Raw genomic sequence first — 20,986 nt, forward strand, 5'->3', positions numbered from 1 at the left:
CGGCCCTGTCGGGTCACGCGGCCAGGAGGGCGGGGGAGACCTCGATCCGGTTCCGGCCGTTGCGCTTGGCGCGGTAGAGGGCGGCGTCGGCCCGGCGCAGGAGCGCGTCGAGGTCCCGCCCCGTAGCCGGGGCGCCCGCCGCGCCGATGCTCACGCTGACCGAGAGCGCGGGCAGGCTCGGAACCGAGAGGCGGGCCACTGCCGCGCGGATCAGCCCGGCGTGGCGGAGCGCGCCCTCGACGTCGCGGCCGGGCAGCACGCAGGCGAATTCCTCTCCGCCCATCCGGCCGAACAGGGCGCCGGGCGGCAACAGGGCCTGCACGATGCAGCAGAAACCCACCAGCACCCCGTCGCCGACCATGTGGCCGTGGGCGTCGTTGATGCTCTTGAAATGGTCGAGGTCGAACAGGAGGAGGGTCACCGGCCGGGCGGGATCGGCGAGCAGGGCCTCCGCGCCCGCCACCAGGGCGCGGCGGCTCGCGACGCCGGTCAGCGGGTCGGTCTCGGCCGCCTGCCGCTGCACCCGCTCGACCCGCTCCTTGGTGAGCGCCATGAAGGTGAAGGCGATCGCGACCGTGAACAGCATGCCGGCAAAGCACAGGATCGCGAGCCAGGCGGATTGCATCAGGTTCTGGTTCGTCGGCAGCGGGGTCAGGAGCGCCAGGGGGATGCGCACGTAGTAGACGAGCCCGTAGGCGCCGAGCAGGATCATCGCCGGGTAGCGGGAGACCAGGGCCTCGCCCCGCCCGCGCCAGATCTCGTAGGCGCAAGCGGCGCAGAACGTCCCGGCGACGGCCGAGGCGAGGATGACCCGGGCCGCCAGCGAGCCGTAGAATTCGGGCACGAGGCAGAGGCAGCCCCAGAGGGCGCCGCCGGACAGGGCGAGGCCGAGGCGGAGAGGGCGCCCCTCGAAGGCGCGAACGCCGCTCCAGATCAGGCCGTAGGCCCCGATCATCACGGTGTTGGCGACGCCGACCGAGACCGCATCGGGGATCACCCCGCGCAGGGCGAGCAGGCCCGAGGCCACGGCGCCGGCGATGTGCGCGACGCCCCAGATCGCCAGCGAGCGAGCCCGGCGGTCCTGCCCCCAGGACAGGAGGAACAGGGTGCCGACCATGAACGTGACGATCACGGTCACGAGCAGCAGGGTCGGGGTGTCGAGACGCATCGATCCGTTCCGGTGCCGGCCCGGCTCGCCCGGGCATCGCTGCCGGTCGAATCGATAGACGGCCCATGCTGTCGGGTTCGTAAAGGCGAACCCGCGAATGCAACCTACCCGGGGCAGGGTGCGGTCTCAACGGTTGCAGGTCGAGGACGGGCCTGATCTTCGCCCCGACAGGTTCGATCGGGGCGGCCTGTGGCCGGACTGCATCGAGAAATCTGAATACTGTCTTCAGGATTCCGGGTCGGCCGACCGACGCGCGGGCGGCGTCGGCCCGAGTGGGGTGATGCGCAGGGTGGTGATGCGGTTCTTGGCCTTGCGCAGGACCTGGAAGCGGAAGCCGTGGAAGTTGAAGGCGGTGCCCTGGTCGGGGATCGCCCGCGCCTCGTGGATCACGAGGCCGGCGATGGTCGTCGCCTCGTCGTCGGGCAGGTTCCAGTCCATCGCCCGGTTGAGATCGCGGATCGGGACGGAGCCGTCCGCGTTCACCGAGCCGTCGCCTTGCGGGCGCACGCCCGAGACCGTGACGTCGTGCTCGTCAGCGATGTCGCCCACGATCTCCTCGAGGATGTCCTCCAGGGTCACGAGCCCCATTACCTCGCCGTACTCGTCGACGACGAGGGCGAAGTGGGTCTTCTTGGTGAGGAAGGCCTTGAGCTGGTCGCGCAGCGAGGTCGTGCCCGGCACGAACCACGTCTCCAGCGCCAGCGCCTCGACCTTGAGGCCGGACGCGTCGCCGCCCGCCGCGTCGAGGGCGCGCAGCAGGTCCTTGGCGTGGAGCACGCCCACGATGTTCTCCGAGCTGCCCCGCCAGAGCGGCATCCGCGTGTAGGGCGAGGACAGCACCTCGCGCACGATCTCCTCGGAGGGCAGGTCCGCGTTGATCGTGCGCATCTTGGTGCGGTGGACCATCACCTCCGAGACCGTGAGGTCGGAGAGGTCGAGGAGGCCGCCCAGCATGTCGCGCTCGGCCTTGGCGACGCCGCCCTCCCGGTGGAGGAGCGCCACCTGGCCGCGGATCTCTTCCGTGGCCGAGAGGATCGACTGATGCTCGCCGATGGTGATGCCGAAGGGGCGCAGCATCAGCCGCACGAGGTTCTCGATGGCGATGGCGAGCGGCCCGAGGAGCGCCACCGTGAAGGCGACGGGCCGGGCCATCAGGAGGGCCGCACGATCGGGCTTCGAGATGGCGAGCGTCTTCGGCAGCACCTCCGCGAAGACGATGACGAGCACCGACATCGCCCCCGTGGCGTAAAGGACGCCGCTCTTGCCGAAGATCGAGGTCAGCACGCTGGTCGTGAAGGCCGAGGCGCCGATCGCCACGATGTTGTAGCCGATCAGCATGGAGCCGATGAAGCGCTCCCGGATCGCCAGGATCCGGTTGACGATGCCCGCCCGCGGGTCGCCCGATGTCTCGAGGGATAGCATGCGCGCCCGCGAGGCCGCGGTGAAGGCCGTCTCGGCGCCCGCGAAGAAGGCCGAGAGCAGGAGCGAGATCGTCACGATGCTCGCGGCGAGCCAGAGGTCGGTGTGGGATTCCATCGGACCCGTATCGTCTCCGCGCGGCCGGTGTGCCGAGGAAACCGCGCGGCGTGAGCGCCCGTCTTAGAGGATTCCGGTTCCCGAAGGGACTGGCGAGGGGATGGGCGAGGGAGCGGGTGAAGGGATGGGATCGCGCTCCGTCCGCGGCAGCGCCCGGGCCGCGACGAGGCCGAGCGTCGCGAGGGCGAGGGCGAGACCGAGTGACAGGCCGGTCGCGCCGGCCACCGTTCGGAGCGCGGCGGACGCGAGCGGCGAGGCGATCAGGAGGGCCCGCTCTGCCCCGCTCAGCCCGCCGCGGCGATGCGCCTCGATCGCGAGGAGCGCGCTCGCCGGCACCAGCGGCGCGAGGTCGTAGAGGGGGACGTAGGGCGAGACGAGGGGGGCGGCGGCGAGGAGGGCAGCCGCCCTCAGGGTCAGGGGCGCGCCGCTCGCCCAGACGCGCCACGCCGTGCCGATCGCCAGGAGGGCGACCGCGACCTGCGCGGCCCAGGCCGCGGCGATCGGGCCGCCGAGAAGCCGCACCGCCCCGAAGGCGCTGGCGTTGATGTCGAGGCCCGACCACGCCTCCCGCAGCGCGAGGCGGTTCGTCTCGGCGAGGGTGCCGAGGAAGGCCTGCCAGGGCGCGAGGCCGAAGGCCAGGACGGAGAGGGCGCAGAGCCCACCGAGGGCCCCCGCGAAGGCGGCGAGCGCGCGCCAGCGCCCGGTGACGAGGAGGAGGGCGGGGGCGAGGGCGGCGAGTTGCGGCTTGTAGGCGACGCAGGCGAGGAGCACACCCGCCAGGACCGGCCGCCGGTCGATGCGCAGCGCGCCGAGCGTCAGGAGCCCGGCGGTGAGAAGCCCGTTCTGCCCGTAGGCGAGATTGCACAGCACGAGCGGGTGGGCGCAGGCGATCAGGACGGCGTCGCGGCTGTCGGTCGCTTGTCGAAGGGCGAGGACGAACAGGCCGAGGGTGAGCAGCATCCAGAGCGGGAAGGCGGCCCCGTAGGGCATGAGGCCGAGGAGCGCTGCCGGCAGCAGGAAGACCGGCGGATAGTGCCACGCGAAGCGGTCCGCGTCTGGGCCGAAGACGGCGGCCTGCGCGGCGAGATGGGCCTGCAGGTCGTAGGGGGTGGCGGCCCGTCCCTCCAGCGCCGCCCGTCCGGCGAGCCAGACCTGCGAGAAGTCGTAGCCGAGGAGCTCCCCGAGCCAGTTCCGCATCGGGACCGGCCCGGTGCCGAGCAGCCCGAAGGCGATGAGGAGAGTCAGCGGCACCAGGGCGAGCGCGGCGCGGCGGGCGAAGGCGTGCAGCCGGGCGTCGCTCGTCAGAAGCCCCGCGAGGTCCCGCCGCAACCCGCTTCCGGCTCTTGCAACGCTGATGGGGACGTTCATGGGCCGACCCGCCGCTCTGGACCGCGGCCAGGATAGGCGCAATTCGTTAATGCCGGCCCGCCGGGACGGACTGCGTGACCCCGGACACCGACGGGGAGGGCGGTCAGCCCGCCCGCAACTCGTCGTCGAGGAAGGCGCGCACCTCGGCCCGGTCGATGCCCGGCGCGATGAAGCTCTTGCCGATGCCGCGGGCGAGGATGAAGGTCAGGGCGCCGTCGCGGACCTTCTTGTCCTGGGCCATCGCGTCGAGGATCGCCTCGGCGTCGCCGCAGCCGCCGGGGACCTGCTGCAGGCGGGTCGGCAGGCCGGCGAGCGCCAGGTGATTGGCCACGCGCCCCGCCTCCTGGCCGGGGCAGAGGCCGAGCCGGGCCGAGAAGCGGAAGGCGAGGGAGAGGCCGATCGCGACGCCCTCGCCGTGGACGAGGCGCCCGGAATCGTAGCCTGTCAGCCGCTCCAGGGCGTGGCCGAAGGTGTGGCCGAGGTTGAGAAGGGCCCGCTCCCCGTCCTCGCGCTCGTCGCGCACCACGACGGCGGCCTTGGCCCGGCAGCAGATCGCCACCGCCTCGTCGCGCTCCGGCCCACCCGCGAAGAGGCCGCGCCAATTCGCCTCGCACCACGCGAAGAAGCCCGCATCGCCGATCAGGCCGTACTTCGCGACCTCCGCGTAGCCTGCCCGCATCTCGCGCTGGGTGAGGGTGTCGAGGGCGGCGGTGTCGGCCAGCACCAGGCGGGGCTGGTGGAAGGCGCCGATCAGGTTCTTGCCGAGCGGCGAATTGATGCCGGTCTTGCCGCCGACCGAGGAATCGACCTGCGCGAGCAGCGTCGTCGGGGCCTGGACGAAGCGGACGCCCCGCCGCAGCGTCGCCGCCGCGAACCCCGCGAGGTCGCCGACCACGCCGCCGCCGAGGGCCACGACGAGGTCGTTGCGCTCGACCCTGTGGGCGAGGAGCCCGTCCGAGACGGCGGCGTAGGTCGCGTAGGATTTCGAGGCCTCGCCCGGCGCCACCGCGATCACGCCCGAGCGTAGGCCCGCCGCCTCGAGGCTTTCCCGCACCCGGTCGCCGTAGAGGGCGGCCACGGTCTCGTCGGTGACGATGACGGCCGCCCGCGCGCCGAGCGCGGCCACGCGGGCGCCTGCGCTCGCGAGCAGGCCCCGCCCGATCAGGATGTCGTAGTCGCGTCCTCCGTCGAGGGGGACGTGCACGGTGAGGGGGGCGCGCTCGGTCTCGGTCACGGTCTCGATCACTGGGCGGCGACGCCGCGGTTGGTGGGGCCGGTGAGATGGGCGTCGATGGCTTCGAGCACGTCCTGCACCACCCGGTCGTGGGAGACGTCGCGGGAGAGCACCATCACGTCGGCGCCGCCGTAGACGGGGTGGCGCGCCTCCATGAGCAGGCGCATCGTCTCCTCCGGATCCTCGGTCTGGAGGAGGGGCCGGTTGCCGCGCTTGCGCACCCGCCGCATCAGCACGTCGAGATCGGCCTTGAGCCAGACCGAGACGCCGCCCTCGGCGATGCGGGCCCGGGTGGATTCGCGCATGAAGGCGCCCCCGCCCGTGGCGAGCACCATCGGGCCCTCGCGGATCAGGCGGGAGATCACCCGCTCCTCGCCCTCGCGGAAGCTCGGCTCCCCGTAGATCGCGAAGATGTCGGGGATCGAGAGGCCGGCCGCGGCCTCGATCTCGTTGTCGGCGTCCTTGAAGATCATGCCGAGGCGGCCGGCCAGGCGCCGGCCGACCGTGCTCTTGCCCGCACCCATGAGCCCGACGAGCACGATCGACCGCGGCCCGAGGGCCCGGCGCAAGCGCAGTTCGATCGGTTCGCCTGCCGGTTCAGGCTCTGTCATGGCTCGGATCTACGCATCGACCAGTCTGCACGGAAAGCAGGGGTCTTACCGCGTTTTGCGGCGGGCGTGAAACACCGGAGGCGTGTTCCTCCGCCCGCAGCGGCGCGACGTCCGCGCGCCGGGACCGGCGGATCGCCGCGAAGCGGTTGCTGTGGCTTCGCGGACCTTGCCATCGTCCGGCTCGCGTGATGGAACCCCTTGACGCCGCAGCGCAACACCCGCCCCCGCGCCCGCCCGAGGTTCGCCCGACGTGCCGACCCTGTTCCGTTTCATCGCCACGCTCGCGGTCCTGGCCGGCCTCGTCTTCGCCGGCATGTTCGCCCTGGCGACCTTCGTGGAGCCGACCCCGCGGGAGATGAGCGTGACGATCCCCGCCGCGAAGCTCCAGCCGGGCAACCGGTGACGCGCGGGCGCGACCGCGCGGAAGGGGCCGGGAGACCGGCCAAGCTGCAGGCCAAGCTGCAGGCCAAGCCGGCGCCCGAGATCGCGGCCTATCTCGATATGCTGGCCGCCGAGCGGGGGGCGGCGCGCAACACCCTCGACGCCTACCGGCGCGACCTCGACGATTATCTCGACTTCCTGTCCGAGGAGGGGGTCGATCCGGCCGAGGTCGAGGTCGGGACCCTGCGGGCCTACCTGGCGGGGCTGGACACCCGGGGCCTGAAGAGCGCCTCGGCCGCCCGCCGCCTCTCCTGCATCCGCGGCTTCCACAAGTTCCTCTACGCGGAGGGGATGGCTGAGGGGGACCCGAGCGCGCCGGTCGCCGGACCCCGCCGCGGGCGCGCCCTGCCGAAGGTACTCTCGGTCGCCGAGGTGGACCGCCTCATCGCGGTCGCCCGCGAGGGGGCGGCGGCCGCGGATGCGGGCCCTGGGGGGCTCGGCCGGGCGCGGCGGATGCTGTGCCTGATCGAGCTCCTCTACGCCACGGGCCTGCGCGTCTCGGAGCTGATCGCGCTGCCGCGCAGCGCGGCCTCGGCGCGGGAGCGCTTCCTCGTGGTCAAGGGCAAGGGCGGCCGCGAGCGCCTCGTCCCGCTGACCGAGATGGCGCGGGCCGCCATGCGCGATCACCTCGCGGCGAGCCCCTCCGAGAGCGCCTGGCTGTTCCCGGCCGACAGCGAGAGCGGCCACCTGACGCGCCAGGCCTTCGCCCGCGACCTGAAGGTCGCGGCGGGCGCGGCGGGCCTGCGGGCCGACCGCGTCAGCCCCCACGTCCTGCGCCACGCCTTCGCGAGCCATCTCCTGCAGAACGGTGCGGACCTGCGCATCGTGCAGGAGCTGCTCGGCCACGCCGACATCTCGACGACCCAGATCTACACCCACGTCCTCGACGAGCGCCTGAAGGGCATGGTGCGCGACCTGCACCCGCTGATGGACGAGGCGGACGAGGCGCCGGCCGAGGCGTGAGGCGCCGAAGGCGCCCGGCAGCCTCGGGGCCACCCCGGGTTGAGCCCTACCCCACCGCGCGCTAAGCGATCGGCTCCCGCGTCCGAACCGTCCCGAAACACTCCGATGTCGTCATGGAAGCAGGCCGTCGCGCGCGCCTTCGACGGCGCCGAGGGCTACGACCGGGCCGCCGGCGTCCAGGCGCGGGTCGCGGCGAGCCTCGTGGAGCGGATCGCGGGCCTGCCGCTGGGGCCCCGCCCCCGTGTGCTGGAAATCGGCTGCGGCACCGGCTTCCTCACGCGGGCCCTGCGCGAGCGGCTCGCCCCCCGCGCGCTCCTGGCTACCGACATCGCCCCCGGCATGGTCGCGCGGGCGAAGGCGCGGGCGCCGGACGGTCCCGATCTCCGCTATCTCGTGATGGACGGCGAGCGTCCCTGCCTCGCCCCCGGCCCCCGCTTCGACCTGATCGCCTCGAGCCTCGCCGCGCAATGGTTCGAGGACCTGCCGGGCGCGGTCGCGGGCCTGAGCCATCTCCTCGCCCCGGGCGGCTGGCTCGCCCTGGCGACGCTGGCCGAGGGTACCTTCGGTGAATGGGGCCGCGCGCACGCGACGTCCGGCACCCGGGCCGCCACCCCGGCCTATCCGCCGCTGCGGACGCTGCGGGCGCTGGCGCCGCCCGGCTGCACGCTGAGCGTGGCGGAGGAGCCGTTCGTGGAAGCGCACCCGGACGGGCGCGCCTTCCTCGCCGCACTCCGGGCGATCGGGGCCCGCACGCCCGGGGAGGGCGGCCGGCCCCTGTCCCCGGGAGCGTTGCGCCGGGTGCTGCGGAGCTTCGAGGCGGACGGCGCCCGGGTCACCTACCGGGTCGCCACCTGCCTCGTCCGGCGCGAGCCCGGTCAGGCCGCCGAGACGTCGACCCGGATGTTGCCGCGGGTCGCGTGCGAGTAGGGGCAGACCACGTCGGCCCGTTGCACGAGCGCCTGCGCCGTATCGTGGTCGATACCCGGCAGCGTCGCCTTCAGGGTCACGGTGAGGCCGAAGCCGCTGCCGTCCTCGCGCTTGCCGATGCCGACGCTCGACTCGACCTTGGCGTCGTCGGAGATCTTCACCTTGTCCTGCGCGGCCACGAACTTGATCGCGCCGAGGAAGCAGGCGGCGTAGCCCGCGGCGAAGAGTTGCTCCGGGTTGGTGCCGGCACCGCCGCCGCCGCCAAGTTCCTTCGGCGTGGCGAGCCGGAGGTCGAGCCGGCCGTCATCCGTCGCGGCCGAGCCCTCGCGGCCACCGGTGGCGTGTGCATGAGCGGTATACAGCGCTTGCATGATGAACTCCTCTGATGAGCGGCCCGGCCGCATCGGGAAACAGCGAAAAAATAGGACCGGATTGACATGTGATAGTGCATTCCGGTGTGGCGGACCGGATTTTGCACCGCGAGCCTGCCGAGGCCCGAAGGTCAATTGCGCACGATCGATATCCGTCTCTCGCATGTTTTTCGATTGCGCGCAACTGAATTGAGGGTTGTGCCTCGATTGTGCGCACCCGGCGAGTTGACTAGGATGTTGGGGTTCGTGAGTTTTTTCCGCGTCGCGGCGCGGAGAGGGGAGTGACGCGCATGCCGGGCCGGTCAGACCCGCGTGGAGGGGAACCGAGGGGCGCCGGCGCGGGATCCGTCTCCGCCGTCGCGCCGAACGAGGACCAGCGCCTCGGCGCCCAGCTCTGCTTCGCCGTCTACGCTGCGGCGCACGCGTTCGGCCGCGCCTACAGGGCGCTCCTCGGCGAGCACGATCTCACCTATCCGCAATATCTCGTGCTGCTCGTCCTCTGGGAGGAGGAGGGGCTGACGGTGAAGGAGATCGGCACCCGTCTGTTCCTCGATTCGGGCACGCTGACGCCGCTCCTGAAGCGGCTGGAAGCCTCGGGCCATGTCCGCCGCGCCCGCGACCGGGCCGACGAGCGGCAGGTGAGCATCTTCCTGACGCCGAAGGGGCGCAGCCTGCAGGAGCGCCTCGCCTGCATTCCCGATCAGGCCGGCGGCATGACCGGCCTCGACCTCGACACGCGCCACGCCCTCCTCGACCACCTCGTCACCCTGAGGACGGGCCTGCACGAGGGCGCGCTCGCCGAGAAGCCGGCGCCGGAGAGCGCCGACGCCGCCTGAGTGCAGGGATCGGGCAAGGAAAAGGCCGCCCCCGCGTCGCGAGGGCGGCCCGTTCGTCCGAACCTGCGGCCCGAGCCTTACGACTGGGTCTTGAGATAGGCGATTAGGTCGCTGAGCTTCTTGTCGTCCTTCAGGCCCGGGTAGACCATCTTGTTGCCCGGCACCTTGGCCTTCGGGTCCTTCAGCCACTCCTTGAGGTTCGCCTCGTCCCAGGTGAGGCCCGAGCCCTTCAGTGCGGCGGAATAGTTGTAGCCCTCGTGCACGCCCGCCTTGCGGCCGACGACGCCCTTCAGGTCCGGCCCGACGCCGTTCTTGCCGAAGGCGTGGCAGGCCTTGCAGGGCGCGAACGCCTTCTCGCCGGCCGCCGCGTCGCCGGCGTCCTGCGCCTGGGCGGAGATCGGCAGCATCAGCGCGAGGGCGGCGCCGAGAATGAGGTGACGCATCTTTTTTCCTCCGTGGTGACGGTCGTGTGAGACCACCGGGGCTTATAGCCGAGCTTGGCGTTTAGAACAGATCGAGACTGCGAACGCTAGGCCGGCATCTAGGGCATCTGCGACGAAAGGAAGCCCTGACGCCGCAAATCGGTTCCGGATGCGCGCCGCGCGCCTTTCGGCTAGAACGGCGCGTGGGACCGAGCGCGACCTTGAGCCTCCGAACCTGAGCGCGCGCTGAAGGCGGATCCTTCCGCCGGCCGAACATCTGGGAGAACGCCATGTCGATCGCCTTCCCCGCCCCCGACCCGGAGATCGTCGCGCGCCGCGAGGCGATCATCGAGGGCCTGCGCCCCCTCGTGGCGGCCGAGGCGCTGATCACCAGCGAGGACGAGCGCCGCGCCTTCGAGACGGACGGGCTCACCGCCTACCGCAAGATGCCGCTCGCCGTGATCCTGCCCTCGACCACCGAGGAGGTCTCCGCGGTGATGGCCTATTGCCACCGCAACGGCGTGCGGGTGGTGCCCCGCGGGGCGGGAACCTCGCTGGCGGGCGGCGCCATCGCGCAGGAGGACGCGGTGATCCTCGGCGTCGGCAAGATGACCCGCGTCCTCGACCTCGACTTCGCCAACCGCACCGCGCGGGTGCAGTCCGGCATCACCAACCTCGCGATCTCGGGCGCGGTCAGCCACGAGGGCTTCTTCTACGCCCCCGACCCGTCGAGCCAGCTCGCCTGCACCATCGCGGGCAACATCGCCATGAACTCGGGCGGCGCGCATTGCCTGAAATACGGGGTGACCACCAACAACCTGCTCGGCGTCACCCTGGTGATGAACGACGGCACCGTGGTCGAGATCGGCGGCCAGCACCTCGACAGCGGCGGCTACGATCTCCTCGGCCTGATCTGCGGCTCGGAAGGGCAGCTCGGCGTCGTCACGGAGGCCACGGTGCGCATCCTGCGGGCGGCGGAAGGGGCGCGGCCCGCCCTCGTCGGCTTCTCCTCGGTGGAGGATGCGGGCGATTGCGTCGCGGCGATCATCGGGGCCGGCATCATCCCGGTGGCGATCGAGTACATGGACCGCGAGGCGATCCTGATCACCGAGGATTTCGCGCAGGCCGGCTATCCCCGCGACGCCGAGGCGATGCTGATCATCGAGGTCGAGGGCTCGGACGCCGAGATCGACGACATGCTCGGCCGCATCGCGTCGATCGCCGAAGGCTTCCGGCCGACGAGCCTCAAGGTGTCCCGTTCCGAGGCCGAGAGCGCCGCGATCTGGAAGGGGCGGAAATCCGCCTTCGGCGCCACGGGCCGCATCTCGGACTACATCTGCATGGACGGCACCATCCCGACCGGGCGCCTCGGCCACGTGCTGGAGCGCATCGGCGCGATCTGCGCCCGCCACAGCCTCCGGGTCGCCAACGTCTTCCACGCGGGCGACGGCAACCTGCACCCGCTGATCCTGTTCGACATCAACAAGCCGGGCGAGCTGCAGAAGGCGGAGGAAGCGGGCGACGAGATCCTGAAGCTCTGCGTCGAGGTCGGCGGCTGCCTCACCGGCGAGCACGGCGTCGGCATCGAGAAGCGGGAGCTGATGCGCTTCCAGTACAGCCAAGCGGACCTCGAGCAGCAGATGCGGGTCAAGAACGTGTTCGACCCGGCCTGGCTGATGAACCCCGCCAAGGTCTTCCCCCTGGACGGCCGCATCGCGGCCTGAGCGCCGCCGGTGACGGCCCGTCCGGCGCCGTCACGCCCCGAGGACGCCGCGACGGCGGAACGTCGAGCGCGGGTCCCCTCTCCCGTTCGGGAGAGGTCGCGTGCGCGACAGTGTACCGGGTGAGGGGGACGACCTCTCCGCAGAGGTCGCAGGGCGTCGTGCTCCGTCCGGACGCCTGAGGTCCCTCACCCCAGCCCTCTCCCGACACGGGAGAGGGGGCACGGCTCCCGACCCGAACACCCCACGAGGATCCGTCCCGTCATGGCCGGCGCCACCCTGTCATCCACCCTGCCGCCCCGGTCCGAGGTCGCACCGGTCACCTTACGCGCGGCGCTGCCGGTCTGGGCGCGCATCGCCGCCCTCTCCTTCGGCGGGCCGGCCGGGCAGATCGCCGTGATGCACCGCATCCTCGTCGAGGAGCGGCGCTGGGTCTCCGAGAGCCGCTTCCTGCACGCGCTGAACTTCTGCACCCTGCTGCCGGGGCCGGAGGCGCAGCAGCTCGCCACCTATATCGGCTGGCTCATGCACGGCACCCGCGGCGGCCTTCTCGCCGGCGGGCTGTTCGTCCTGCCGGGGCTCCTCGCCATCATGGCGCTCAGCTGGATCTACGCCCTCTACGGCGAGGTCGGCCTCGTCGCCGGCCTGTTCTTCGGCCTTAAGGCGGCGGTGCTCGCCATCGTGGCGGAGGCGGTGCTGCGCATCGGCCGCCGGGCGCTGAAGGGCCCCGTCATGGTGGCGCTGGCGGGCGCTTCCTTCGTCGGCATCTTCGTCCTCGACGTGCCGTTCCCCGTCATCGTGCTGGCGGCCGGAGTGATCGGCTATCTCGGCGGCCGGGCCGACCTGCCTCCGTTCAGGGCCGGCGGCCACGGCGCCTCGGCCAGGGACGACGGCGGCCCCTACCTGCTCGGCGACGAGGCCCTTCCGCAGGAGCGGGCCTCGCACGGTCACGTTCCGCGCGTCCTCGGGATCTGGGGAACGCTCTGGCTGGCGCCCGTCCTCGCGCTGCTCGTCCTCCTCGGCCCCGGCGACGTGTTCTCCGAGATCGCGGTGTTCTTCTCCAAGATGGCGATGGTGACCTTCGGGGGGGCCTACGCGGTGCTCACCTACGTCGCCCAGCAGGCGGTCGAGCATTACGGCTGGCTGAAGCCCGGCGAGATGCTGGACGGCCTCGGCATGGCCGAGACCACGCCCGGCCCGCTCATCATGGTCACGCAGTTCGTGGGCTTCCTCGCCGCCTACCGGACGCCGGGCGGCCTGCCGCCCCTCGTCGCGGGCACGCTCGGGGGCCTGCTCACCACCTGGGTCACCTTCGCGCCCTGCTTCCTCTGGATCTTCCTCGGCGCGCCCTACGTCGAGCGGCTGCGGGGCAACCGGGCCCTCGCGGCGGCGCTCGCCTGCGTGACGGCGGCGGTGGTCGGCGTGATCCTGAACCTCGCGGTCTGGTTCGCCCTCCACACGATCTTCCGGGAGGTGCGCACGCTCGCCCTCGGCCCGGTGCGCATCGACGCGCCGGTCCTCGCGAGCCTCGACCCCTACGCCCTCGCCCTCGCGCTCGCCGCCCTCGTCGCGGTGTTCCGGCTCCGGGCCGGGATGGTGACGACGCTCGCCGCCTGCGCCGCGGCCGGGCTCGTCCTGCGCCTCCTCGGCGCGATCTGACGGCGGCGCGGTCCCGGCCTACTTGATCTGCACGCTGTCGACGATCTCGCGGAACTTCGCGAGCGTGCCCTCGCGCTGGTCCTCGCGCACCACGCCGACCGCCCGCAGGTAGCCGTCCGGCGCGAAGCGGATCGTCTGCGAGACCACCACCGGCACGTTCGTCGGCAGGTCGGTCGCCCGGGCCACGATCTCGTGCCAGTCGACGCCGTTCTGCCGGTAGCTCTGCGAGCGCTCGATCACGAAGTCCTTCATGGTCTGGTTGGCGTAGAGCGCGGCGCGGGCGAAGCCGTCGCGCTGCTCGGTCGCGGGCGGGGGCTGCACCGCCTGGGCGAGCACCAGGATCGGCTGCTCGAGATTGACCATCTGGTCCTTCGGCCCCTGCGTCAGCAGCACCGAGTTGCCGGCGAGCACCCGCACCGGCCGGAAGCCGCCGGGGTTTCCGATGCGGAAGGGCAGCGCCTCGACCTGCTGCTCGAGGCTCAGCGCGGGCCGGATCGTCACCCCCGTCACCATGCCCCGCATGGTCTCCTCGGTCTCGGAGCCGGGCAGGGTCTGCGCGATGATGATGCCGGTCACGCTCGGATCACCGACGAGGAGGAGCCATTTCTGGATCGCCGGGCCGCCCGTCCCGCCCTCCGGCGGCTGCTCGCCGGTGTAGAGGACGGCGTCGGCGCCCCCCGCGACCTTGAGGCTCTCGCGCTTCTGCACGACGAAGCCCTGGCTCTTCAGGTTCTCGTCGGTGAAATTCTTCTCGAGATCCGCGTAGGCCGCGGCCGGCAGCTCCACCACCGAGACCGTGGCGCCCCCTCCTTGCGCTCGAAGCCGGAGAAGCGGCGCGAGGGCGCCATGTCGGAGGGCGGCTCGAAGCCGAAGCGGGAGCCCGACGGGAAGACTGGCTCGGCGAGAGCCGGGCCGGCGAGGATCGCGGCGAGGCCGAGTGCCGCGAGCCGGCCCGCGAGCGGGCGAGCGCAGGCACGCGCGGTGGCACGCGCGGTGAAACGGGTGGCGTGACGCAACCGCATCGGACAGGCTTCTCCGCATCTCACCCCGGTTCGGCCGGGGACCAGGCAACGGCCTCGGGCCTTCCCGGGCGACGTCTCCTCCGGATGCGATGGGTCGGCGCCCGTGGCGCCGGTGTCAAGCCGTCCGGCCCGTACCCGGCCGCGTCACGCGGCGCAGCGTCAGGTTGCAGCGCCAGCCCGGGGGCAGGAAGCCCGGCCGCGCGGGAGCCGCGCCGGAGAGGAGGTCGGCCTCCTCCGGCAGGACGCGGTCGACGCCGTGGAAGACCAGGCGCGAGGGTCCCCCGATCACCAGGGCGTCGCCCGGCATCAGCCGCACCGAGCGGGTCGGGTCGCTCCGCCTCAGGCCCCCGTAGCGGAACAGGGCGGGTGCCCCGAGGGAGAGGGACAGGACGGGTGCGTCGAGATCCTCCTCGTCCCGGTCCTGGTGCAGCCCCATCCGGGCCTGCGGCGCGTAGAGGTTGACGAGGCAGGCCTCGGGCGGGGCCGGCCAGGCGGCGAGGCGCTCCCAGGCGTCCCTCGCGACGGCGGGCAGGTCCGGCCAGGGCGCGCCGGTCTCCGGATGCGCCGGCTGGTAGCGGTAGCCCGCCGCGTCCGAGACCCAGCCGAGAGGGCCGCGATTGGTCATGCGGACCGAGAAGGGCTTGCCCGTGCGGGGCATGCGCGGGGTGTAGAAGGGCGCGCGCGAGAGCCCCGCCTCGATCTCCCGCGCGAGCTCGGCCTGCCGCCCGGCGTCGAGATGGCCCCGATGGTGGATCAGACCCGGTGCGAGGATCGCCGCGTCGCCCATCGGCGCCCTCAGCGCTCGCAATAGGCCATGATGCTGCGCACCGGGTTCAGGGAATGGACCTTGACGCCGTACTGGTTCAGCAGCAGCGCCATCATCATCGGCCGGATGTTGGGGTCGCGCTCCATGGCTTTGCGCACGAAGGCGGCGTGGGGCAGGAGCGAGAGCTGCCGCCCGCGCCGCCGGGCCGGCCGCCGCGCATGGCGTGCGGCCGGCCGGGCCTCGCCGGCGCGCGTCTCGGGGACCGCTCGCGCCGTCATGTCAGCCGGTTCCGCGGGCACGAGATTAAATTTTCCGTTGGTCGTCTCGAAATAGAAAGCGACCATATCGTCGTAGGATAGCCCGGAAATAACCTCTTCGTCCCCGTCGTACAGGCTATAGGAGCCGTGCTCGTTCTCGCGAACACGCGAAGGCACAGACAAGATCTGTCGCATGTCTTCCCCCTTGCGGCCAAGGTCGGCAAGCTGAAGAATGCTTAACGGAGTGTCAAGTACGATCCAGTACATTGAGGGCGAATACCGTACAGTAAATTGCAATCTTGCGGAAAAGCCCTGCAATCACCGATGGTTGCGGAATTGTTAGCCGGAACTTTACGATCCGCAGGCAGGGAATACGCGGGCTCTATTCGGCCATGCCGCGACGCCCCGGCATGTACCGGGGTCGGGCCCTGTCCTGGTCCGGGCCGCGTCGCCGACGCAGCCTTCGGCCGTGCACCCTCGGGAGGGCAGGAACGGCGGCGGTGACCAAACGGTTCGGGCCGGATCCACCCTGCGACATCGCGTCCGATGCGAGGCGGCGCTGCGTACCGCCTCGGCGTTCGAACGGTTCGGCACCCTCGCGCGTTTCTGCGGCCTCCGGCGGTTCGGCGGACGGTTGGGGCAAGCGGTTCGGGCAAGCGGTTGGGCAGGAGCGCGCGATGATGAGTTGGCGGCCCATGAACCGGGCGCCCCAGGACGGCCGGTGGATCATCGCCATCGACCGCCACGATCCCGACCGGCGCGCGGTGATCCGCTGGGATCCCCGCCGCTGCGGCGATGCGAGACCCTGGCACGTCGCCTTCTGCGAGCACAGCTACCCGCAGGACGCCTTCACCGACTGGCAGCCGTTTCCCGATTGCCCGAACTGCGCGGAAGCCTCCCCCGCGGCGGAAGCGGGTTGAGGGGCGATCCTCAGGCCGGGACGGGCCGGAGCCCATCCGCCCCGTCGGCGAGCGCGCCGGCGAGGCTCGCCCGGGCACGGCTCACCCGGCTCTTCACCGTGCCCACTTGGCAGCCGAGACGCGCGGCCGCCTCCTCGTAGGTGCAGCCCTCGGCGCCGACGAGGATGAGGGCCTGCTGCTGGGATTGGGGCAGGGCGGCGATCTTCTCCCAGACCGCCCGGAGCGTGCTGGCATCCTCCTGGTCTGCCGGCGCGGTCAGGCGCCCCGCATGGGCGCCGTCCGCGTCCTCGACCTCGCGCTTGGCCCGCCGCATCTCCGTGTAGAACTGGTTGCGCAGGATGGTGAACACCCAGGCGGTGAAGTTGGTGCCGGGCCGGAAGCGCTCCTGGTTCGCCCAGGCCTTGATCATGGTCTCCTGGACGAGGTCGTCGACACGGCTGACATTGCCGCACAGGGACAGGGCGAAGGTCCGCAGCGCCGGCAGTGCCTTGATCAGGTCGTCCCGGAAGCCGGCCGCGACCGCGCGCCCCTGCGCAGCGAGCGCCGCCTCGAAGCGCGTCACGAGGCTCGCGAGGCGCGGGGTCAGCGGCTCCTGCTCGGCGAGGCGGAAATAATCCTGCAGCGGCACCGCGAGGTAATTGCGGATCGCCGCCGACAGATCCTCGCGGCCGAGCTCGGCGATCTCCTCCGCGTCCACCCGCCTCGCGGCGTCCTTCTCTTGAAAGCTGCTTGTCATACCTGATCGAAACCCTCGGCAGCGGAAGCTGAGCCGTAGCACAGCTTGGCCGATTAAAGTGATTCCAATCTCGTTAGCAATCAGAACCTGAACGCATGCTCAACGCGTCCGGGTCCCGGCGCGGGCGTGCGGGCCTCCTGTCGGGACGCCCGGCGGGCGCCCTGAGCGGATCTCCGCCCGTCGGGAGCGGCCCCCCTCTCCCGCGCCGAGGGGTGAAGGACGGCGCCTCGGAGGCGGGGACCGGGAAACCCGTGCGGGCGCGACGCACCCCCTCGGCCTCAATCCGGGTCGATGTCGCGCTCCAGCACGGTCTTCATCAGGACCGTGGTGTCGGCCTTCAGGCGATAGACGAGGGGGATGCCGGTGGCGATCTCGAGGGCCGCGATGGTCGCGGGCGTCATCCGGTCGAGGACCATGACGAGGGCGCGGAGCGAGTTGCCGTGGGCGGCCACCAGCACCCGGTCGCCCGCCATCACGCGGGGCAGGATGGTCTCGATGTAGTAGGGCAGGACGCGGGCGGCGGTGTCCTTCAGGCTCTCGCCGCCGGGGGGCGGCACGTCGTAGGAGCGGCGCCACTGGTGCACCTGCTCGGCGCCCCAGCGCTCGCGGGCATCGTCCTTGTTGAGGCCCGAGAGATCGCCGTAATCGCGCTCGTTGAGGGCCTGGGCGCGGATCACCTCGATGTCGGAGAGGTCCATCTCGCCGAGGATGAGCGAGCAGGTGCGCTGCGCGCGCTTCAGGTTGGAGGTGAAGGCGACGTCGAAGCCGTAGCCCTGGTCCCGCAGCCAGCGCCCGGCCCGGCGGGCCTCCTCGACGCCGAGATCCGTCAGGTCCGGGTCGCGCCAGCCGGTGAACAGCTTCTTCAGGTTCCAGTCGCTCTGGCCGTGGCGAGCGAGGACGAGCAGGCGGTCCATCGGGACGGTTCCTTGTGCGGTTCGGGCAGGGCGTCTCCAGGGACGCTCTACAAGGGCGCTCTAGCAGAGGGGGGGAGGGCGCTGAAGCTTGGGCGCCGTTACAGGCCGAGGACGTCTGTCATGCCGTAGAGGCCGGGCCGCTTCGGGAAGGCCCAGAGCGCGGCCTTCACGGCGCCGCGGGCGAAGATGGCCCGGTCCTCCGCGTGGTGGCTGACCGTGATGCGCTCGCCCGGACCGGCGAAGGTGACGCTGTGGTCGCCGACGACGGTGCCGCCGCGCAGGGTCGCGAAGCCGATGTCGCCGGGGCGGCGGGCACCGGTATGGCCGTCGCGGGTGGAGACCCGCACGTCGGGCAGGCTGACGCCGCGCCCCTCCGCCGCCGCCTCGCCGAGGAGGAGGGCGGTGCCCGAGGGGGCGTCGACCTTCATGCGGTGATGCATCTCGACGATCTCGATGTCGAATTCTTCGCCGAGGGCCGCCGCGACCTTGCGCACGAGCCCCGCCACGAGGTTGACGCCGAGCGACATGTTGCCCGAGCGCACGATGCGGGCATGGTGGGCGGCGGCCGCGAGCTTGGCGAGGTCGTCCTCCGACAGGCCGGTCGTGCCGACGACGTGCACGATGCGCGCCTGCGCGGCGAGCTCGGCGAAGTGGGTGGTGGCGGCGGGCGCCGTGAAGTCGAGGACGCCCTCGGCGGCGGCGAAGACGGGCAGGGGATCGTCGGTCACGGGCACGCCAAGCGGCGGGAGCCCGGCGAGGGTGCCGGCATCCTGGCCGATCGCCGCCGAGCCCGGGCGCTCGATCGCGCCGGCGAGCGTGCACCCTTCCGCCTCCGCCACCGCGCGGATCAGCATCCGCCCCATGCGCCCGTCGGCGCCGACCACGACGAGCCGCATCGTTCCCATCCTGCCGAAGATCGTCCTGTGCGCGGGGTACAGGGTCAGCCTGGGGCTGCCAAGTCCGGTCGGCCGGCCAGACCGCGCGCCCTCTCCCGTTCGGCAAAGGTGACCCGCGCTTCATCCGCGCTCGGGCGGCTCACCCGAACCGGCCGCTACCGCGCGCCCACGACCCGCACCGACCACGTCGCCCAGTAGACCGGCCGGCCGTAGACGCTCGACGCCTCCGTCCCGTCCTCCCGGGGCGCGAGGCGGTCGAGCCAGGTCAGGAAGCCGGCCTTGGCCGAGAAGCTCGCCGGCGTGTCGAGGTTGCCGTAGCGGTCGGTCATCCAGAAATGGTGGGACCGGCCGTAGCGGCCGCTGCCGTCGCCGCCCGAGCGCAGGCCGAGATAGTGGGGCGAGCGCATCGCCGCCACGGGCTCGGCGTACCAGGCCAGCCCGGCCAGCGTCCCGATCGAGAGATCGGCCGTGTACTGCACGCAGAGATCCGCGACCGGTCCGCCCGGGGCGTTGGCCGGCCGGTTGCAGGCGTAGGCCACGGCCCAGCGCTCCATGCCCTTCGCCTTGGCTACGCGCACGCGGCTCGCCGCCGGCAGCGGCTCGGCCACGGTGCGGGGCGCCGACCAGACCCGGTCGGCGGTCAGGTCGCGGCTGGTGCGGAGATACAGGGCGGTGCGCCGCTTGAGGACGGGCTCGTTGCAATCGGAGGGCAGCACGTCCGTGTAGAACCAGTGGTAGACCTGATCGACCACGCTGATCGAGCCGACGAGCCCCTGGGTGTCGAAGCCCTGGCCGGGGCAATGGCCGAGGATCGGCTTGCCGGCCTCGTCGAGCACCGCCGCCGGGCTCGGGTTGTCCGCCTCCCGCGGGCGTCCGCGCCGGCGCCGGCGGCCCGGCTCCTCCTCGGGCTGGAAGGGCACCCAGGCCGGGTTGCCGTCCTCGCCCTTGCCGCGGACGTCGAAGCGCTCGAAATCGTAGGTGCGGGCCTGGATCTGGACGCGGCGGTTGCCGCCCTCCGTCGTCGCGGTGGCGAGGAGGAAGACGTAATAATACTCGTCGCCGGCCCAGTTGCGGCCCGTCACCACCACGGGGTCGCGGGCGCCGATCCCCTCCGCAGCGGCCTCGGCCGGCGCCTCCGCGCGCTCGCGCTCCCGCGCCCGCCGCGCCGCTTGCGGGGGCGCTCGGGCCGGGCGGCCTCGCGCGCCATCTCCCAGAGGCGGTAGCCGGTCGGCGGCAGGGTGGTGGCGAGCTGCTCGGGGCTGCGGCCGGAGCGGACGGAGCCGCCGTCGAGGGGGTTCGTGGCCCGGCGCAACTCGCAAGGGGCGGCCTCTCCGCGGCGCCCGCGGGCCCGCTCCGGCGGGGTCTCGCCCTGGTAGACGGCCTGGAGCGGGCCCGGCGCGCCCTTCACGCCGGTGAGCCGCAGCACCTGGACGCCGGCCGCGTACTCGCAGGGGCGCGGCGTGAACAGCACGCCCTCCGCCTCGCCGCCGCTGCGGCAGATCTCCAGGCCGCCGCCGCCGGTGAGGAAGCAGGCCGGCGCCGCGCCCTCGCCCTGCGCGCTTGCGCCGAGGGGTATGAGCGGGATCGTCGCGAGCGCGAGGCCGGCGGCCGCGCGGCGGCGGAGGGCGGGCAAGGGAGCGGGCAGGTCTGGCAGGATCGTCGGCACGCGAGCCGAGTTAGAGCGGCCAAGCCCGGCCGGAAAGGACCGCGCGCGCCGCGGCCCACAGGCGGCTGCGCGCGCTTGCGGCCGAACCGCTCGCCCGCTCGGGGGTTGTCGGTGCGCCGGGGCGTCCCGCCCCTCCCGTCTCAGGAGTCACCCATGGACATCGCCGTCGACAAAGTCACCGAGATCATCCTGCGTCTGCGGGCGATCGAGGTGAAGGAAGGGGCGACCGATCCGGATTCGGGCTCGAACCCGATCGACGACGGCTCGACGGACGTCCTCGTCTCCGGCACGGACGACGCCACCGAGGGCGAGGTGCGCGGCATGATCGCGGGCCTCAACGACGACGAGCGGGCGAACCTCCTGGCGCTCCTCTACGTCGGGCGGGGCGATTACGAGCCCGAGGAATGGGCCGACGCGGTGCGCTTCGCCCGCGAGCGCGAGGGCGTGGGCGAGGGCGCGGCGCACGAGCTCCTCGGCACGCCCGACGCGGGCGACCTCCTCGACGAGGGCCTCGACGCGCTCGGCATCGTGCCGGACCTGCCGCAGGCGTGA

Annotated in this window: 22 protein-coding genes and 1 pseudogene; 8 read left to right on the top strand and 15 right to left on the bottom strand. The window is 72.4% G+C overall.

All coding sequences use genetic code 11. The features are described 5' to 3' along the window. Positions 1-13: 13 nt before the first annotated feature. The 5 genes from DK389_RS11755 to DK389_RS11775 form a co-directional block, all read right to left on the bottom strand. A complete protein-coding gene (locus DK389_RS11755; RefSeq protein ID WP_109889770.1) occupies positions 14-1,168 on the bottom strand; it encodes a GGDEF domain-containing protein in 1,155 nt (384 codons plus the stop codon). A gap of 225 nt (positions 1,169-1,393) precedes the next feature. Continuing rightward, a complete protein-coding gene (locus DK389_RS11760; protein ID WP_109889772.1) occupies positions 1,394-2,704 on the bottom strand; it encodes an HlyC/CorC family transporter in 1,311 nt (436 codons plus the stop codon). 63 nt (positions 2,705-2,767) lie between these two features. Next, the gene (locus DK389_RS11765; RefSeq protein WP_109889774.1) at positions 2,768-4,072 is read right to left on the bottom strand and encodes a glycosyltransferase family 87 protein; all 1,305 of its coding nucleotides are present in this window, start codon (positions 4,070-4,072) and stop codon (positions 2,768-2,770) included. A gap of 103 nt (positions 4,073-4,175) precedes the next feature. Next, on the bottom strand, positions 4,176-5,306 hold the full coding sequence (aroB, locus tag DK389_RS11770) for a 3-dehydroquinate synthase (RefSeq protein ID WP_109896313.1): 1,131 nt from the start codon (positions 5,304-5,306) through the stop codon (positions 4,176-4,178). 8 nt (positions 5,307-5,314) lie between these two features. Further along, positions 5,315-5,917 (bottom strand): shikimate kinase, encoded by a 603-nt coding sequence (locus DK389_RS11775; RefSeq protein WP_109889776.1) that lies wholly within the window; start codon positions 5,915-5,917, stop codon positions 5,315-5,317. Positions 5,918-6,167: 250 nt separating this feature from the next. On the opposite strand from DK389_RS11775, the gene DK389_RS11780 reads away from it, so the two are divergent. The 3 genes from DK389_RS11780 to DK389_RS11790 all read left to right on the top strand — a co-directional run bounded on the left by DK389_RS11780 (position 6,168) and on the right by DK389_RS11790 (position 8,248). Next, positions 6,168-6,320, top strand: coding sequence for a histidine kinase (locus tag DK389_RS11780; RefSeq protein ID WP_109889777.1), 153 nt, complete (start codon positions 6,168-6,170; stop codon positions 6,318-6,320). Positions 6,321-6,376: 56 nt separating this feature from the next. After that, on the top strand, positions 6,377-7,321 hold the full coding sequence (locus DK389_RS11785) for a site-specific tyrosine recombinase XerD (RefSeq protein ID WP_418292055.1): 945 nt from the start codon (positions 6,377-6,379) through the stop codon (positions 7,319-7,321). Positions 7,322-7,426: 105 nt separating this feature from the next. After that, complete coding sequence (locus tag DK389_RS11790) at positions 7,427-8,248, top strand: methyltransferase domain-containing protein (RefSeq protein WP_109889779.1); 822 nt, start codon at positions 7,427-7,429, stop codon at positions 8,246-8,248. Here DK389_RS11790 and DK389_RS11795 read toward each other — a convergent pair. Further along, positions 8,197-8,619: an organic hydroperoxide resistance protein gene (locus tag DK389_RS11795; RefSeq protein ID WP_109889781.1), complete on the bottom strand. Its 423-nt coding sequence runs from the start codon at positions 8,617-8,619 to the stop codon at positions 8,197-8,199. The two genes, DK389_RS11790 and DK389_RS11795, sit on opposite strands and share 52 nt — an antisense overlap. A gap of 290 nt (positions 8,620-8,909) precedes the next feature. Between DK389_RS11795 and DK389_RS11800 the strand changes: the two genes are divergently transcribed. Then, entirely contained in the window at positions 8,910-9,455 is a 546-nt protein-coding gene (locus DK389_RS11800) for a MarR family winged helix-turn-helix transcriptional regulator (RefSeq protein ID WP_109896317.1), read from the top strand. Positions 9,456-9,532: 77 nt separating this feature from the next. Here the strand turns inward: DK389_RS11800 and DK389_RS11805 are convergent, their stop codons facing one another. Continuing rightward, complete coding sequence (locus DK389_RS11805; RefSeq protein WP_109889783.1) at positions 9,533-9,898, bottom strand: c-type cytochrome; 366 nt, start codon at positions 9,896-9,898, stop codon at positions 9,533-9,535. A gap of 269 nt (positions 9,899-10,167) precedes the next feature. Between DK389_RS11805 and DK389_RS11810 the strand changes: the two genes are divergently transcribed. Beyond that, on the top strand, positions 10,168-11,601 hold the full coding sequence (locus DK389_RS11810) for an FAD-linked oxidase C-terminal domain-containing protein (protein WP_109889785.1): 1,434 nt from the start codon (positions 10,168-10,170) through the stop codon (positions 11,599-11,601). Between the two features lie 261 nt (positions 11,602-11,862). Continuing rightward, positions 11,863-13,257, top strand: a complete 1,395-nt coding sequence (gene chrA / locus DK389_RS11815) for a chromate efflux transporter (protein ID WP_109889786.1) — start codon at positions 11,863-11,865, stop codon at positions 13,255-13,257. 18 nt (positions 13,258-13,275) lie between these two features. Here chrA and DK389_RS11820 read toward each other — a convergent pair. From DK389_RS11820 to DK389_RS11830, 3 genes and pseudogenes are all read right to left on the bottom strand, one after another. Then, positions 13,276-14,279 (bottom strand): annotated as a pseudogene (locus DK389_RS11820) (hypothetical protein). A gap of 115 nt (positions 14,280-14,394) precedes the next feature. Next, complete coding sequence (locus DK389_RS11825; RefSeq protein WP_109889788.1) at positions 14,395-15,066, bottom strand: alpha-ketoglutarate-dependent dioxygenase AlkB; 672 nt, start codon at positions 15,064-15,066, stop codon at positions 14,395-14,397. 8 nt (positions 15,067-15,074) lie between these two features. Then, entirely contained in the window at positions 15,075-15,497 is a 423-nt protein-coding gene (locus DK389_RS11830) for a hypothetical protein (RefSeq protein ID WP_162560612.1), read from the bottom strand. Positions 15,498-15,979: 482 nt separating this feature from the next. On the opposite strand from DK389_RS11830, the gene DK389_RS11835 reads away from it, so the two are divergent. Next, on the top strand, positions 15,980-16,222 hold the full coding sequence (locus DK389_RS11835; RefSeq protein WP_109889792.1) for a hypothetical protein: 243 nt from the start codon (positions 15,980-15,982) through the stop codon (positions 16,220-16,222). 10 nt (positions 16,223-16,232) lie between these two features. On the opposite strand, the gene DK389_RS11840 is transcribed toward DK389_RS11835, so the two are convergent. From DK389_RS11840 to DK389_RS34180, 5 genes are all read right to left on the bottom strand, one after another. Further along, positions 16,233-16,958 carry a sigma-70 family RNA polymerase sigma factor gene (locus DK389_RS11840; protein WP_109889794.1) on the bottom strand — a complete coding sequence of 242 codons (726 nt, stop codon included), beginning with the start codon at positions 16,956-16,958 and terminating at the stop codon, positions 16,233-16,235. A gap of 278 nt (positions 16,959-17,236) precedes the next feature. Then, positions 17,237-17,872 (bottom strand): 2,3-bisphosphoglycerate-dependent phosphoglycerate mutase, encoded by a 636-nt coding sequence (locus DK389_RS11845; RefSeq protein ID WP_109889796.1) that lies wholly within the window; start codon positions 17,870-17,872, stop codon positions 17,237-17,239. 98 nt (positions 17,873-17,970) lie between these two features. Continuing rightward, positions 17,971-18,768 carry a 4-hydroxy-tetrahydrodipicolinate reductase gene (dapB, locus tag DK389_RS11850; protein WP_109896319.1) on the bottom strand — a complete coding sequence of 266 codons (798 nt, stop codon included), beginning with the start codon at positions 18,766-18,768 and terminating at the stop codon, positions 17,971-17,973. Positions 18,769-18,923: 155 nt separating this feature from the next. Next, positions 18,924-19,850, bottom strand: coding sequence for a hypothetical protein (locus tag DK389_RS34175; protein ID WP_236960821.1), 927 nt, complete (start codon positions 19,848-19,850; stop codon positions 18,924-18,926). After that, positions 19,847-20,401, bottom strand: coding sequence for a hypothetical protein (locus DK389_RS34180; protein WP_236960822.1), 555 nt, complete (start codon positions 20,399-20,401; stop codon positions 19,847-19,849). Before DK389_RS34180 ends, DK389_RS34175 begins: the two co-directional genes overlap by 4 nt. 186 nt (positions 20,402-20,587) lie before the next feature. On the opposite strand from DK389_RS34180, the gene DK389_RS11860 reads away from it, so the two are divergent. Further along, on the top strand, positions 20,588-20,986 hold the full coding sequence (locus DK389_RS11860; RefSeq protein WP_109889797.1) for a DUF3775 domain-containing protein: 399 nt from the start codon (positions 20,588-20,590) through the stop codon (positions 20,984-20,986).

The sequence above is a fragment of the Methylobacterium durans genome, assembly GCF_003173715.1.
GTDB lineage: Bacteria > Pseudomonadota > Alphaproteobacteria > Rhizobiales > Beijerinckiaceae > Methylobacterium > Methylobacterium durans.